Here is a 13,885-nt window from a genome sequence, read left to right as displayed (position 1 = left end):
GTCTGCGTCCAAATCTGCCGAAGGCGCTGTGCCTCAGAGCCAATCCCGCAGGATTGGGATAAGCGGCACGTCTGCGGCTGGCATCGGATAATCCCTGAGATCGCCCGCCCGTACCCATTTTAGCGCCTGCCCCTCGCGTCCCTGAACAATCCCGTCCCATTTGCGGCAGGCGAATAGCGGCATCAGCAGGTGAAAATCATCGTAAGAATGGCTCGCGAAAGTCAGCGGAGCGAGGCAACTGGACCATGTATCAATGCCAAGCTCCTCGCGTAGCTCGCGAATCAGCGCAGCCTCTGGCGTCTCGCCCGCCTCCACCTTGCCGCCCGGAAACTCCCAAAGGCCTGCCATCGATTTGCCCTTAGGGCGCTGCGCAAGCAGCACGCGCCCGTCCACGTCGATCAGCGCAACCGCCGATACAAGGACGGTCTTCACGAGCGGTAGTCAGCGTTTATGTCGATATAGCCATGCGTCAGATCGCAGGTCCAAACGCGCGCAGTTCCGCCGCCAAGGCCCAGATCGACGTGGATGACCAGCTCTTGGCGCTTCAGGTAGGCTGCCGCTGCGTCTTCGTCATAGGCGGGGCTGACCCAGCCATCTTCGGCCACTTTGATATCGCCAAACCAGATCGCCAGTGTATCGCGATCCGCGCGCGCGCCGGATTTTCCCACGGCCATAACGATGCGGCCCCAATTTGGGTCTTCACCCGCGATGGCCGTTTTGACCAAGGGTGAGTTGGCGATTGATTTCGCATGTTTGTGGGCATCCGCATCGCTGGCTGCGCCTGTTACTGAAATCTCGACCAGTTTAGTCGCACCTTCGCCATCGCGAACCACCTGTTGTGCGAGGTCCAGCATGACGCGGCGCAGCCCCTCCATGAACCCTATGGAATGCTCGGAAATCGCGACACCGGATGCGCCCGTCGCGCCTACCAAGAGTGTGTCGGAGGTCGACGTGTCGCTATCTACTGTGATGCAGTTAAATGTCGTCCGGTTCAGCGCAGCAGTCATTGATTGCAAGACGGGTTGCGGCACAGCGGCGTCGGTGAAGATATAAACCAGCATCGTGCCCATATCAGGCTCAATCATGCCTGACCCTTTGGCGATTCCGGCGATACGCACGACCTTGCCGTCTACTTCGACCTCGGTAGACGATCCTTTTGGGAATGTGTCAGTCGTCATAATCGCGCGGGCCGCGTCGGCGATGCCGCTCGCGCTCAGCGATGCGCTCAACTCGCCCAGAACTGCGACGATTCTCTCGTGCTTCATCGGCTCGCCGATCACACCGGTGGAGGAGGAGAACACCCGATAATCGGGCAGCCCCAGTATCTCAGCCACACCGGAGGTCACGGCGCGCACAGATGCCACGCCGTGCCGCCCGGTAAAGGCATTAGAATTACCCGAGTTCACAATGATTGCCGCGCCCTCGTTGCCAGTCCGACTGATCTTGGCCTGGCAATCCAGCACAGGAGCTGACCGTGTGGCCGACCGGGTGAACACCCCCGCCACCGTGCTGCCGGGCGCGAGGTGCGCCAGCATGACGTCTGTACGCCCGGCATAGCGAACGCCTGCGGCGATGCTGGCAAACCGGACCCCCTCGATCACGGGCAGATCGGGAAACGCCGCAGGCGCCAGCGGAGAAACGGAGGTGATCTTGGCCATTCGCGCTTACTCGTCCAGCAGGTCGATTTGGTTCAGCACTTCGGGGTCCATCGCATCGCCGGCGGTGCGGTCGACATCGTTCTCACCCTGCAGCTTGGTGATGGCCTGCGTGATGGCTTGCTGGCGCAGTGCGTCCTCAATCTCGGCGCGCACGTCCTCCAGCTTGGGGGCGTCCTTGGCGCGGGTTTCTTCCAGTTTGATGACGTGCCAGCCGAATTGCGTCTGGACCGGATCGCTGACGCTGCCGGGCTCCATACCCTCAACCGCTACTTGGAATGGCTCGACCATCATGCCGTCGCTGAACCAGCCCAACTGACCGCCCGACGGACCGGATGGGCCGGTGGAATGCTCTTCTGCCAGTGCGCCGAAATCAGCGCCGCCTTTTAGCTCTTCTACCAGTGCCGCCGCTTCTTCTTCGGTTTCGACCAGAATGTGCGCGGCATTATACTCGGTGACCGCTTCGCCATTCAGGAAATTCTCGTCAAAATAGGTCTGGACAGCCTCATCCGTCACAGCAGTTTCGGCGATGTCGGCCATTTCTTCGGCGGCGATCAGCGCACGGCGCTCATTCTCTAGCGACAGGGCGGCACGGCGGGACAAATCGCCATCATGGGCATCCGCCAGCAGGGTTTGCTGAATCAACTGGTCCAGAATACCAGGATAGAGCACGTCGGCAGGAACCTGCGCAAACTGCTCGGGCAGGCCCGCGCGCAGGGTCAACATATGGCCCAGCGTTATGTCGGTGCCCGCAACCGTCGCGACAACCGTGTCGGCGTTAGGTGCGTCCCCTGTTTCGCCCTCAGCAAGGAGAGGCGACGCGCCAAGCGCCCCAATCAGCATGGCAGAGGTGATGATCGGCTTGAGACGGTCGAACATATATTATTCCTTCACAGTTTGCGGCGGTAGGTGCCGCGCAGGGTGCGCGACGTTGACACTAAGCCAGCGGAAGCTTACATCGCCTTTGGATTAAAGGCATATCCCGCTGATACCCCGCCCGACATAGGGTGGCAACGCTGACGGGACAAGTCATTGCCAGACACAACAGATCACAAGACGGGAACGTATTGAACATGCTGGGTATTGGAACGGTCGCCCGTAAGGTTTTCGGCACTCAGAATGACCGCTTGGTCAAGGCGACGCGGCCACTGATCGCAAAGATCAATGCGCTGGAGCCTGAGATTGAGACGCTGGACGACGCGGGCTTAATCGCCAAAACTGAGGACCTGCGTGCCCGCCTACAGGCAGGCGAGGCGCTGGACGATCTGCTGCCCGAAGCCTTTGCCAACTGCCGAGAGGCGGCGCGCCGTGCGCTGGGTCTGCGGGCCTTTGACGTACAGTTGATGGGCGGCATTTTTCTGCATCAGGGCAATATTTCGGAGATGAAAACTGGCGAGGGCAAAACGCTGGTCGCGACCTTCCCTGCATATCTGAACGCGCTTGGCGGCAAGGGCGTGCACATCGTAACGGTCAATGACTACCTGGCCAAACGTGACGCCGAGTGGATGAGTGCCGTATTTGGCGCGCTGGGCATGACAACTGGCGTCGTCTACCCGAACCAGCCCGAGGACGAAAAGCAGCGCGCTTATGCTTGCGATGTCACCTATGCCACCAATAACGAGCTGGGCTTTGACTACCTGCGCGACAATATGAAGTCCGAGTTGACCCAGATGAACCAGCGCGGCCACAACTATGCTATCGTGGACGAAGTCGACAGCATCTTGATTGATGAGGCGCGCACCCCGCTGATTATCTCTGGCCCTGCGCAGGACCGCAGCGATTTGTATCTGGCGATAGACAAGCTAATACCTGAGCTGAAGGAAGAACACTTCAAGGTCGATGAGAAGACCCGCGGTGTTACCTTTACCGACGAAGGTAACGAATTTCTTGAGACGCTGCTGGTCGAGCGCGGCGTGCTGCCCGAAGATCAATCGCTGTATGACCCAGAAAGCACGACGATCGTGCATCACGTCAACCAAGGCCTGCGCGCGCACAAACTGTTCCAAAAAGACAAAGACTACATTGTCCGAGGGACGGAGGTCGTGCTGATCGACGAGTTTACCGGCCGTATGATGTCGGGCCGTCGCCTGTCCGACGGTCTGCATCAGGCTATTGAGGCAAAGGAAGGCGCTGACATTCAGCCCGAGAACGTGACGCTGGCACAGGTAACGTTCCAGAACTATTTCCGACTCTATGACAAGCTATCGGGTATGACCGGAACCGCGATGACCGAGGCGGACGAATTTGCCGAGATTTACGGCCTAGGCGTGATCGCCGTGCCAACGAACCGGCCCATCGCGCGCGTTGACAAGGACGACGCGGTATTCCGCACCACGGCAGAGAAGTACAAGGCCGTGGTCGAAGAGATCAAAGAAGCCAAGGAAAAGGGCCAACCGACGCTGGTCGGCACCACATCGATCGAAAAATCGGAAACGATTAGCCAGTTGCTGACCGATGCGGGGATTGACCATAACGTCCTGAACGCGCGCCAGCACGAAAAAGAGGCGCAGATCGTCGGCGACGCGGGCAAACTGGGCGCAGTGACCATCGCCACCAACATGGCCGGACGCGGTACCGACATCAAACTCGGCGGCAATATCGAGCTCAAGATTATGGACGCGATCAATGCCGATCCCGAAGGCGATCCGGCAGAAATCCGCGGTCGCATCGAGGCCGGTCACGCCGCAGAAGAGCAGGCAGTGATCGACGCCGGCGGTCTTTTTGTCCTCGCGACCGAACGCCACGAGAGCCGCCGGATTGACAACCAGCTTCGCGGCCGGTCGGGCCGTCAGGGCGATCCTGGCCAATCGTCCTTCTTCTTGTCGCTTGACGACGATCTGATGCGCATTTTCGGCTCGGAGCGATTGGAAAAGGTGCTGTCGGGCCTTGGCATGAAAGAGGACGAAGCGATCATTCACCCGTGGGTGAACAAATCGCTGGAACGTGCGCAAGCCAAAGTCGAGGGTCGCAACTTTGACATCCGAAAGCAGCTGCTGAAATTCGACGACGTGATGAACGAGCAGCGCAAGGTGATCTTTAAGCAGCGCCTCGACATTATGCGCGCTGACGATCTGAGCGATATCGTCAAGGACATGCGCGGCGAGGTGATTGACGATCTGGTCGATCAATATATGCCACCGAAAACCTACGCCGATCAGTGGGACATGGACGGGCTGCACACAGCCATCATGGAGCAGCTGAACATGGATCTGCCCGTGCAGGCATGGGCCGAAGAGGAAGGTGTCGACGACGAAGACATCAGCGAACGGATTGAAAAGAATGCGAACGAGATGATGGCCAAGAAGGCTGTCGCATTCGGTCCGGGCAATATGCGTTTGGTGGAAAAACAGCTTCTGCTGCAGACGATTGATGCCAAGTGGCGCGAACACCTGCTGACGCTTGAACATCTGCGCAGCGTCGTCGGATTTCGGGGCTACGCACAGCGCGACCCTCTGAATGAGTACAAGAACGAGGCGTTCGCCCTGTTTGAGACGATGCTGGACACGCTGCGCCAGGATGTGACCCAAAAACTGGGACAGGTGCAGCCAATGGCCGAGCCAGACCAGCAAAAAATGCTGCAGCAGATGATGGATGAGCGCGCCGCGCTCAAGGCTCAGACCGACGCCGCGAGCCCGCAACCGGATGGGGAGCAGACCGCGAACACCCCCTCCGAAGCCGCGCTAGAAGGCTTTGACGAGAGCGACCAGTCGACATGGGGCAACCCAAGCCGCAACACGGCTTGCCCCTGTGGATCGGGTAACAAGTTCAAGCATTGTCATGGGCGCATTGCCTGACAAGGCAGCGCAGCAATTCCCGCCGGAACAGCAATGACCTTGGTCACCGGGCCGCCATAGTGCGGCCCGAATGAGACCCCGCTTGTGCCACATGTGCGCCCTTATCGGCAGCTAGACCCTCCGCATAGCCTATTTTTCAGGTGTGGAGGTATGTGATGCAAAAGATCAAAATGATCGCCCTTGGATGCGGAACGTTGGCCATAGCGCTAGGCGCAGGCCATTTCATGCAATCCCGCACGACCAAAGATCCGGTCGCGCTGGAAGAAATCGCACCCACACCCGCCGCACCGCGCGATGCTGCTGCCCTGCAACTGTCGTCAATCACGCTGACATCGTCTGTGCCCAAACCGCCCGCCGCCGCGATGGAGCCTGCAATCCTGCCGGATGAGCCTGTCCGCGAGGCAGCGCTTGACGATGCGCTGGCCGCCGTCATGACTGATGCCCTTCCCAGCGAGGAGCCAGCCCCAAGCCTCGCGTGCGAGTATGAGCTGAGCGCAGCTCCTGCGCCCGGCGCCATGGTTGCCTTGACCTTGGACGCCCGATGCGCCCCTGGCGAGCGATTTACCCTGCACCACAATGGCATGATGTTTACGGAAGTCACCGATGAGGGCGGCCAAGCGACCATGCTGGTGCCTGCACTTACGAAAAAGGCGGTGTTTATTGCCGCATTCACCAATGGCGAGGGCGCCGTGGCAAATGCCGATGTAGAGAGCTTGGAATTTTATCAGCGCGCCGCTGTGCAATGGCAGGGCGATGCAGGCATTACGCTTCACGCGCTGGAATTTGGTGCAGATTACTCTGACGAAGGTCACGTATGGGCAAATGCGCGCCGCAACGTCGCAGCCGCTGCAGATGGCGACCGCGGCTTTCTCACGCGGCTAGGCGCTGCGGATCAGCCTGACGCGTTGATGGCTGAAATATATACCTTCCCCAGCCAGATGTCGGGCCGTGATGGTGATGTCGCATTACAGGTCGATGCAGAGGTGACAGCGCTTAATTGTAACCGCGATGTCGAGGCACAGGCACTGCAAATGGAGCCGACTGGCACCCTCAAAGTGCAGGATCTGACGCTGATGATGCCGGGATGTGATGCGGTTGGCGACTTTCTGGTGTTGAAAAATCTGTTGAATGACCTCACCATCGCGCGCAACTGACACCTGCGTCCGAGGGCAAACCGATGAGACAGATACGTGCGGCGATTTTCGCCGCACTTTTCCCATTTATGGCCTGCCTGCCTGCCATGGCTCAGGACGTGACTCTGACGTCGCGTGACGGCGATGTCACTATCACCGGCGATCTGCTGGGCTTCGACGGTGAATTCTACCGGGTCGACACCATCTATGGCGAACTTACCGTCGATGGCTCGGGGGTGCTGTGCGAGGGGCCGGGTTGCCCAAACCTCAACGCGTACGTCGCCGAGGTCACCCTATCGGGCGCACCGACGATCGGGCATATCCTGATGCCTGCCCTGATTGAGGCATTCGCGCTGCGCCAAGGCCTTGAGGCGGCGCGCGATAATGCCTCCGACGTCAGCTTTGCCTACACGCTGTCCGATCCCACCAACGGCGAGGCGCGCGGGCGTTTCTACCTACGTTTGACCAACACCGACGAGGGCTTTGCCGACCTGCTGGCAGGCGAGGCCGATATGGTCATGTCCCTGCGCGAAGTCACCCGCAGCGAGGCGATCCGTGGCCGCGAGGCCGGCCTGGGTGATCTGCGGGACACGCGGCGCAGCCGGGTTCTGGCCCTCGACGCGTTGGTGCCGCTGGTGTCGGCGGGCAATCCGGTCACGACGATCACGACACCCCAACTGGCCCAAGTGCTGGCGGGTGAGATTACCGACTGGGTGCAATTGGGAGGCGCCGATGCGCCAATCGCGGTGCATTTGCATGACTCCACGACCGGCCTCGGTCAGTCGACCGAGCGGCGCATGTTGCAGGGCGGCGCCACCGCATTTGTGGACGGAACAATCCGGCACTTGGACGGGGCCGCGCTGTCGCAGGCCGTGTCACAGGATCCCTTTGCGCTGGGCATTGGAAGCCGCTCGGAAAAGGGGCTGACCTTCGAGTTGGCCCTGACGGGTGAGTGCGGCTTTGCGATGCAGGCGACACGCCGCGCGGTCAAGACCGAGGATTACCCCCTGACCGCGCCCATGTTTCTCTATCTGCCGGCCCGCCGCCTGCCCAAGCTGGTGCGCGAATTTCTGGCCTTCACGCGTGAGCCTGCCGCGCAGCTCGTGATCCGGCGCGCTGGATTCGTCGATCAACTGCCCGAAGAGATTGCGATAAACGATCAGGGCGACCGATTTGCCAACGCCGTGCTGCGCGCTGGCCAGGAGGTGACTTTGGGCGACCTGCAGCGCATGACACAGATTCTCAGCCCGCTAAAACGCCTGACCACGACCTTTCGGTTCGAGCCGGGATCTGCCCGGCTGGACGCGCAGTCACGCTCTAACGTCGATGGTCTGGCCCGCGCGCTAGAGAGCGGCTTCTACGATGGGCGGCAGTTGGTTTTTGTCGGGTTTTCCGATGGTGAGGGTCCAGCGGGCGCGAACCGCAAAATCGCCCTGCGCCGCGCCAAGGCTGTGCGCGATGCGGTCCTTCACTCCGCCGAGACGGCGCAACTGGACCGCCTCAAGATAGAAACCGAAGCCTTTGGTGAAGCGATGCCAATGGCCTGCGATGACAGCGAATGGGGCCGTCGCGCCAATCGCCGTGTCGAAATTTGGATGAGATAGCGCCCAGCCGATCCGGCCTACATCTTGGCGCGGATATACCTGCAGTACTAGAGGTCTTGTTAGTGAAACTTCCATGGCTGCCCACCATCAAGCTCAACAAGCAAGTGATCAACAAAGTGACGTAGTTTCGGCGGCATCGGCGTGACGGGCGGCCAAACGGCAGCGATTGGCAAGCGGCGTGTTTCCATGCCGGGCAAGATACGTTCCAGCACGCCATGGAAAATGGCAGCCGCCACGAGAAAGCCGGGCAGGATAGCGATGCCCAGTCCTTCGATTGCCATGTCGCGGATCGCCTCACCGTTGTTCAACGTAAGGCGGCTGTGCAGTGGTGGCGGAACATTGCCATGGAGCGTCCAAAGTTGCGCGTTCGACATATGGTTGTAACCGATAACCTGATGATCACGCAATTCTGCCAAGGACGTCGGCCGCCCATTTCGATCTAGATAGGCAGGGCTGGCACAGGGGATAGTTTCATCCTCACAAAGTTTGCGCTGCATGAGAGCGGTGTCGCGCAATTGGCCAATGCGAATAGCCACGTCAAAGCCATCATGCAGCAGATCGCGCGCCCGATCGTCATAGTCGAGGCGAAGGTGAAGTTCCGGATTTTGCGCCGCAAAGCGGGCAATGATCGGCGACAGATAAAGCGTTCCAAAACTCATCGGCGCGGCGATCGAGAGCGTTCCACGCAGGATGTCGTCTCCCGCACCGCCCCAGGCGGCGCCTTCGGTGGCGGCGGTCAATTCAGCCAAAGCCGGACGTAACCGGCCATCCAACATCTGGGCGGCCTCGGTTGGTGTGATGCGACCTGCGTTGCGGCGAAACAGTGCCGTAGCGAGCGTAAGTTCCAGATCCGAAATACGCTTGCTGATAACGGATTTCGATAGATTCAGACGCGCAGCGGCAGCCGTTATGGTGCCAAGCTCCATGACAGCGAGGAAGGTTTCGATCTCATCCAAAGTATACCGCATTGGGAAAGATTAGCAGGCACCAAGCCGTTCGCAATAACAGAACGCGGCTTTCGCAACTCTATCGCTGGCAACAAACGATCAAAACCCTGATATTTGATGCAACGAAAGGGGGCCAAAATGGACCTAACTGGAATCCACCATCTGACAGCGATCACCGCCGACGCAGCGGCAAACAAGCGGTTCTACACTCAAATACTGGGCCTGCGTCTGGTCAAAAAGACCGTTAATCAAGACGACACATCCGCCTATCACCTGTTTTATGCCGACGGAAAGGCAACGCCGGGCACAGACCTGACATTCTTTGACTGGCCAGCGGCGCAGGAACGTCGCGGCACCCGTTCGATCAGCCGCACCGGGCTGCGGGTTAACCAAGATAGTCTTGATTTCTGGGCCGGACGTCTGTCCGACAACGGACTGAAACAGGGCAAAATCACCACGCTCGATGGCCGCGCCACGCTTGATTTTGATGATCCGGAGGGGCAGCGGTTCCGACTGACCGCAGATGATGCGGGCGACGCGCATCCGTGGGAGCGCAGCCCAGTGCCGGCGCAACATCAGATCCGAGGTCTGGGGCCAATCACGATTTCGGTGCCTGACCTGGGCCCAACGCATACGGTGCTGACACAGGTTCTGAACATGCGCCCGACACGTGATTATGCCAGCCCGGACGGCGGCGGGAAGGTGCATGTCTTTGAGATGGGCGCCGGCGGTGCGGCAAGCGAACTGCATGTTGCCGTTCAGCCCGATTTGCCGACGGCCCGACAAGGCGCAGGCGCGGTGCACCACGTAGCGTTTCGAACGCCGGACAGGGATACGAGCCATGCATGGGCAGAACGCTTGGCCGAATTCAAAATTCCCAATTCCGGCGAGGTCGAACGGTATTACTTCCGCAGCCTGTATTTCCGCGAACCGGGCGGCAATCTGTTCGAGATCGCAACTGACGGGCCGGGCTTTGCCGTAGACGAGCCGATGGAAGCGCTGGGTGAGAGCCTCGCCCTACCGCCCTTCCTCGAAGATAAACGCGCGCAGATTGAAGCGGGTCTGAAGCCGTTGGACTGATGTTCTGGCCGCCGGAAACCCCGGCGGCCTGTTTCCATAGATGATGCCTATGCAAAATATCAAAACCCAATAGATTGAATATAGCTTCAAGACACATTTAGATCGGTATGACTTTGAATAGCGTCTTTCACTTCCCCGCCCGCAATCCTGCCGAGACACACCGCGCGTCGACACCGCTGGAACTGATGTTTGACCTTGCCTCGGTTATCGCCATCGCCGCCGCCGCACATGGCCTCGCACATGCGATAGAAGAGGCCCATACCATACAGGGCGTGATCGGCTTCCTCTGTAGTTTCTTCATGATCTGGTGGGCCTGGATGAACTACACGTGGTTCGCCTCGGCCTATGACAACAACTCCTTGGCGTTTCGTATTCTCACCATGGTCGTCATGTTTGGCGCGTTGATGCTTGCAGCAGGCATCGGGACGGTTTTCGCACATGAACGTATTTGGCTGGCCCTACTGGGGTTCATCGTGATGCGACTTGGCATGGCGGTTTTTTGGCTGGGCGCGGCACACGGTGATCCCGAACGCCGCACGACCGCATTGCGCTATGCCGGAGGTATCACCGTGATGCAGGTCTACTGGATCGCACTTGTCGTGTTGGTGCCGCCGTATTCAGCGATTTACCTGCCGCTCTTTGTCGTTGGTGTTGTGGGGGAATTGGTGGTTCCCGCCCTTGCCGAACGCAGCGGCGCCACCGCATGGCACCGCCATCATTTGATCGAACGCTACGGTCTGTTGAACATCATCGTTCTGGGCGAAACCTTCATTGCGATCACCGCGATGATCCAGCTTGAGAACAACGCCATCTTTCCCGACCGGGAGTTTCTCTGGCTGGCGGTCCTGTCAGCCATCATCGCCTTTTCACTTTGGGGCGTCTATTTCACGGATGATGACCATCTGGTAAGCGCTGAATTAGGACAGGCACTGTTGTGGGGCTACGGCCATTTTGCGCTTTTTGCTGCTGGGGCATCCGCCGGTGCCGGCATGATCGTTATGGCGCACGCCCTGGATCAATCCGCGCATATCGGCCCGCAGATCGGGATACTGGCAACGGCAGTGTCCGTCGCAATTTATCTGGCGACACTTTGGCTGATCCGCGACCGGTTTTGCCTGAAAGGCGTAGGGCGCTGGATGCTGCTGGTCGTCGCGGGTGTAACATTACTTATCGCATTGACCGCGCCAATGGCATTGGAGCTCATCGCATTGTTCTTGGTGGCAACCGCCATGATCCGCCGCAGATTGAGCCACGCATCATCAAGAGGAAGCATCTCATGACCACAATTCTCGGCCTTTCAGGCAGCTTGCGCCGCGCATCCTATAACTCAGGTCTGCTGCGCGCCGCGGTTGAACTCGCCCCAGACGGTGTGACGGTCCAGATCGGCTCAATCCACGAGGTGCCTCTCTATGACGCAGACAAAGAAGCTGAATCTGGGCTACCCCCGGCGGTTAAGACATTGCAGGATCAGTTGGCAGCCGCCGATGCGCTGCTGCTGGTCACGCCGGAATACAATAATGGCGTTCCGGGCGTGTTCAAAAATGCCATCGACTGGATGTCACGGGGGCCGGGCCTAGAAATCTTTGTGGGAAAACCTGTCGCCGTCATCGGTGCCTCGCCCGGCGGGTTTGGCACGGTGCTTGCGCAGGATCACTGGCTGCCGGTGTTGCGCACACTGCGCACGCGGCCTTGGGTCGAGGGACGGCTGCTCGTCTCGCGGGCGGGGCCTCTGTTCAACGATGACGGCAACCTCGTGGATGAAACCACCCGTGAACAACTGTTCGCATTTCTAACCGGATTCTCTGAGGCGCTCTAACCGGGTCGGCGATGATCAGCGGACTCACTACATCCTCCTCGTCTGCCAGATGCTGCCAAAGAATACGGCCAGATCGGTCCGCGACCGCAGCTATTTCATCGGCAGCGGCTTTTCCTCTATCTGCGCCGACGGGATCAGACATGCGTTTCTCTTTCGGCTTGCTCGCGTGGCAGCGCCTTCAACAGCCAACGTTTCGCGCGGTCTGCGTCTTCTGGCGTCAATTCATGGCCCGCGGCCAAGGTGCGGCTATCTACAGTCGCGCCGCCCGCGCATAGTGCGCGTTCCAGCGCCGGGGCCATCCGACCAAATGGATCATCGGCCCCGTTCAGCATCAACACATTTGCACCCGCAAGATCGGCTGTTGGCGCGTCTTCCAGCGCCTGCACTGACCGGAGCAGGATCGCGCGTGAGATAGTACCGGGTTGTAATTGCATCACCGCACCCAGCAGATTGGCCCCATTTGAATAACCAAGAAAAACGATTCGCCCCGCATCCAGCCCATAGCCAGAGACCGCGCCGTCGACAAAGGCACCGAAGGCCTTCGCCTCAGCGCGGATGTCAGCCTGGTCGTAGGTCATCGCGTCAAAACGGCGGAACCAGCGGTTGATCCCTTCCTCGGTCGATCGTCCGCGCACGCCCAGCAGAGTTGCACGCGGATTGATCCGATGGGCCAACGGCATCATATCTGATTCATTGCCGCCGGAGCCGTGCAACAGCACCATAGTGCTGCCATCGGGGCGGTCGGGTCGGTGGAAACGGTGGATAAACGGCAAATCGCGCATGGGAAACCTTTCCTCGCCAGGCAGGGCGAATTGCGGCAACATCAGTTTCAGGTCTTGCGCCCGGTCCGTGTCGTTCGGCGGCACGAACAAGGTTTCACCCAGATGATTGATGGGCTCATCCACTGCGAATCCGGGGGCGTCAGTGGCATATTCGATCAATGTTCCGGCAGGCTCGCGCATATAGAGCGAAAGGAAGTATTTGCGATCATGGACATTTGTCACGTCTGCACCGTTCTTCATCGACAGCCGCATCGCGCGAACAGCCTCCTCATCTGGCGCACGGAAAGCCACATGATCCAGAATCCCCGCACCCGGAACGCTGGGCACAAAGCCGGAGACGTCGCGTACATCAACCACATCATGGTCCGACACCAACCGCCGGATTGCCCCCTCGGCGCCGATTTCCCGGTAGCCGAACAGGGCGACAAAACCCGCAGTTTCATCAGGACGCTCAGACAGGATTGTCACGCCACGAAGGCGCGTCGGTGCGTGGGGACCGGTCAGCGGAGCCGCCGCGCGCCCTTCAACGCCAACCAGCTTGACGATCAAACCATCCGGATCTTTCAGGCGCAGCACCGGCTCGCCCATTTCGCGCTTTGGCCCTTCGACCGGAACACGCGCATCCATGGCGCGCGTAAGCCATTCACCCATGCTGATTGGCGGCACGGCAAAAGCGACCTCCGCCACTTGCCCATGGCCGACCCGTCCGCGCGCACCGCTTTCCCAAACCAGAAAGCTGATGAGAGAGCCGGGTGATCCTGCCCTGTCGCCATAAAACAGATGCAGTTGCTCAGCATCCTCAAAGCCGCCCGTGCGCTTAACCAGTCGTAGCCCTAAAAAGCCGACGTAAAAATCCACATTCGCCTGAACATTGGCGGTGATACCGGTGACGTGATGGATGCCGGTGGTCATCTTGGACTCCTTCATTTTGATGCGCAGCACATACGATGGGCGCCCCTCCACCCTGAAATATGTGCTTTGCCGGATCAACCGAACCGCCGGGTGACGAACACCGCGTTCTTTGAGTCAGAACAGCTCGCCGTTTACAAATTCGGCGGAGAAGATCCATAATTA

At 59.5% G+C, this 13,885-nt stretch carries 11 protein-coding genes; 6 read left to right on the top strand and 5 right to left on the bottom strand.

Going from position 1 to position 13,885, the window contains the following annotated elements:
• Positions 1-33: 33 nt before the first annotated feature.
• From MK6180000_RS16735 to MK6180000_RS16725, 3 genes are read right to left on the bottom strand one after another with little or no spacing between them, the layout of a single operon-like run.
• Positions 34-432 carry a (deoxy)nucleoside triphosphate pyrophosphohydrolase gene (locus MK6180000_RS16735; protein WP_138935770.1) on the bottom strand — a complete coding sequence of 133 codons (399 nt, stop codon included), beginning with the start codon at positions 430-432 and terminating at the stop codon, positions 34-36.
• Positions 429-1,658 carry a bifunctional glutamate N-acetyltransferase/amino-acid acetyltransferase ArgJ gene (gene argJ, locus MK6180000_RS16730; protein ID WP_138935769.1) on the bottom strand — a complete coding sequence of 410 codons (1,230 nt, stop codon included), beginning with the start codon at positions 1,656-1,658 and terminating at the stop codon, positions 429-431. The genes MK6180000_RS16735 and argJ overlap by 4 nt, the downstream gene beginning before the upstream one ends.
• A 6-nt stretch (positions 1,659-1,664) precedes the next feature.
• Positions 1,665-2,534, bottom strand: a complete 870-nt coding sequence (locus MK6180000_RS16725) for a peptidylprolyl isomerase (RefSeq protein WP_138935768.1) — start codon at positions 2,532-2,534, stop codon at positions 1,665-1,667.
• Between the two features lie 194 nt (positions 2,535-2,728).
• Here MK6180000_RS16725 and secA point away from each other — a divergent pair, with 194 nt between their 5' ends.
• The 3 genes from secA to MK6180000_RS16710 all read left to right on the top strand — a co-directional run bounded on the left by secA (position 2,729) and on the right by MK6180000_RS16710 (position 8,186).
• On the top strand, positions 2,729-5,449 hold the full coding sequence (gene secA / locus MK6180000_RS16720; protein WP_138935767.1) for a preprotein translocase subunit SecA: 2,721 nt from the start codon (positions 2,729-2,731) through the stop codon (positions 5,447-5,449).
• A gap of 155 nt (positions 5,450-5,604) precedes the next feature.
• Positions 5,605-6,603: a hypothetical protein gene (locus MK6180000_RS16715; RefSeq protein ID WP_138935766.1), complete on the top strand. Its 999-nt coding sequence runs from the start codon at positions 5,605-5,607 to the stop codon at positions 6,601-6,603.
• A gap of 23 nt (positions 6,604-6,626) precedes the next feature.
• The gene (locus tag MK6180000_RS16710; protein WP_138935765.1) at positions 6,627-8,186 is read left to right on the top strand and encodes a substrate-binding domain-containing protein; all 1,560 of its coding nucleotides are present in this window, start codon (positions 6,627-6,629) and stop codon (positions 8,184-8,186) included.
• Positions 8,187-8,245: 59 nt separating this feature from the next.
• Here MK6180000_RS16710 and MK6180000_RS16705 read toward each other — a convergent pair whose 3' ends face one another.
• On the bottom strand, positions 8,246-9,142 hold the full coding sequence (locus MK6180000_RS16705; protein ID WP_246040560.1) for a LysR family transcriptional regulator: 897 nt from the start codon (positions 9,140-9,142) through the stop codon (positions 8,246-8,248).
• A 129-nt stretch (positions 9,143-9,271) separates the two neighbouring features.
• On the opposite strand from MK6180000_RS16705, the gene MK6180000_RS16700 reads away from it, so the two are divergent.
• From MK6180000_RS16700 to MK6180000_RS16690, 3 genes are all read left to right on the top strand, one after another.
• Entirely contained in the window at positions 9,272-10,213 is a 942-nt protein-coding gene (locus tag MK6180000_RS16700; protein ID WP_138935763.1) for a ring-cleaving dioxygenase, read from the top strand.
• A 107-nt stretch (positions 10,214-10,320) separates the two neighbouring features.
• Positions 10,321-11,493: a low temperature requirement protein A gene (locus MK6180000_RS16695; protein WP_138935762.1), complete on the top strand. Its 1,173-nt coding sequence runs from the start codon at positions 10,321-10,323 to the stop codon at positions 11,491-11,493.
• Positions 11,490-12,029 carry an NADPH-dependent FMN reductase gene (locus MK6180000_RS16690; RefSeq protein ID WP_138935761.1) on the top strand — a complete coding sequence of 180 codons (540 nt, stop codon included), beginning with the start codon at positions 11,490-11,492 and terminating at the stop codon, positions 12,027-12,029. Before MK6180000_RS16695 ends, MK6180000_RS16690 begins: the two co-directional genes overlap by 4 nt.
• Positions 12,030-12,163: 134 nt before the next feature.
• Here MK6180000_RS16690 and MK6180000_RS16685 read toward each other — a convergent pair whose 3' ends face one another.
• On the bottom strand, positions 12,164-13,723 hold the full coding sequence (locus MK6180000_RS16685) for a VOC family protein (protein WP_138935760.1): 1,560 nt from the start codon (positions 13,721-13,723) through the stop codon (positions 12,164-12,166).
• Between the last annotated feature and the right edge of the window lie 162 nt (positions 13,724-13,885).

It is taken from the genome of Roseovarius arcticus (assembly GCF_006125015.1).
Lineage (GTDB): Bacteria > Pseudomonadota > Alphaproteobacteria > Rhodobacterales > Rhodobacteraceae > Roseovarius > Roseovarius arcticus.
Note: the sequence above shows the minus strand (reverse complement) of the source record. Positions and strands in the feature narration are given on the sequence as shown.

Coding starts and splice junctions, on each gene's coding strand:
- MK6180000_RS16725 (WP_138935768.1), bottom strand. CDS start 2,534: ATGTTCGACCGTCTCAAGCCGATCATCACCTCTGCCATGCTGATTGGG.
- MK6180000_RS16715 (WP_138935766.1), top strand. CDS start 5,605: ATGCAAAAGATCAAAATGATCGCCCTTGGATGCGGAACGTTGGCCATA.
- MK6180000_RS16710 (WP_138935765.1), top strand. CDS start 6,627: ATGAGACAGATACGTGCGGCGATTTTCGCCGCACTTTTCCCATTTATG.
- MK6180000_RS16695 (WP_138935762.1), top strand. CDS start 10,321: ATGACTTTGAATAGCGTCTTTCACTTCCCCGCCCGCAATCCTGCCGAG.
- argJ (WP_138935769.1), bottom strand. CDS start 1,658: ATGGCCAAGATCACCTCCGTTTCTCCGCTGGCGCCTGCGGCGTTTCCC.
- MK6180000_RS16700 (WP_138935763.1), top strand. CDS start 9,272: ATGGACCTAACTGGAATCCACCATCTGACAGCGATCACCGCCGACGCA.
- secA (WP_138935767.1), top strand. CDS start 2,729: ATGCTGGGTATTGGAACGGTCGCCCGTAAGGTTTTCGGCACTCAGAAT.
- MK6180000_RS16690 (WP_138935761.1), top strand. CDS start 11,490: ATGACCACAATTCTCGGCCTTTCAGGCAGCTTGCGCCGCGCATCCTAT.
- MK6180000_RS16685 (WP_138935760.1), bottom strand. CDS start 13,723: ATGACCACCGGCATCCATCACGTCACCGGTATCACCGCCAATGTTCAG.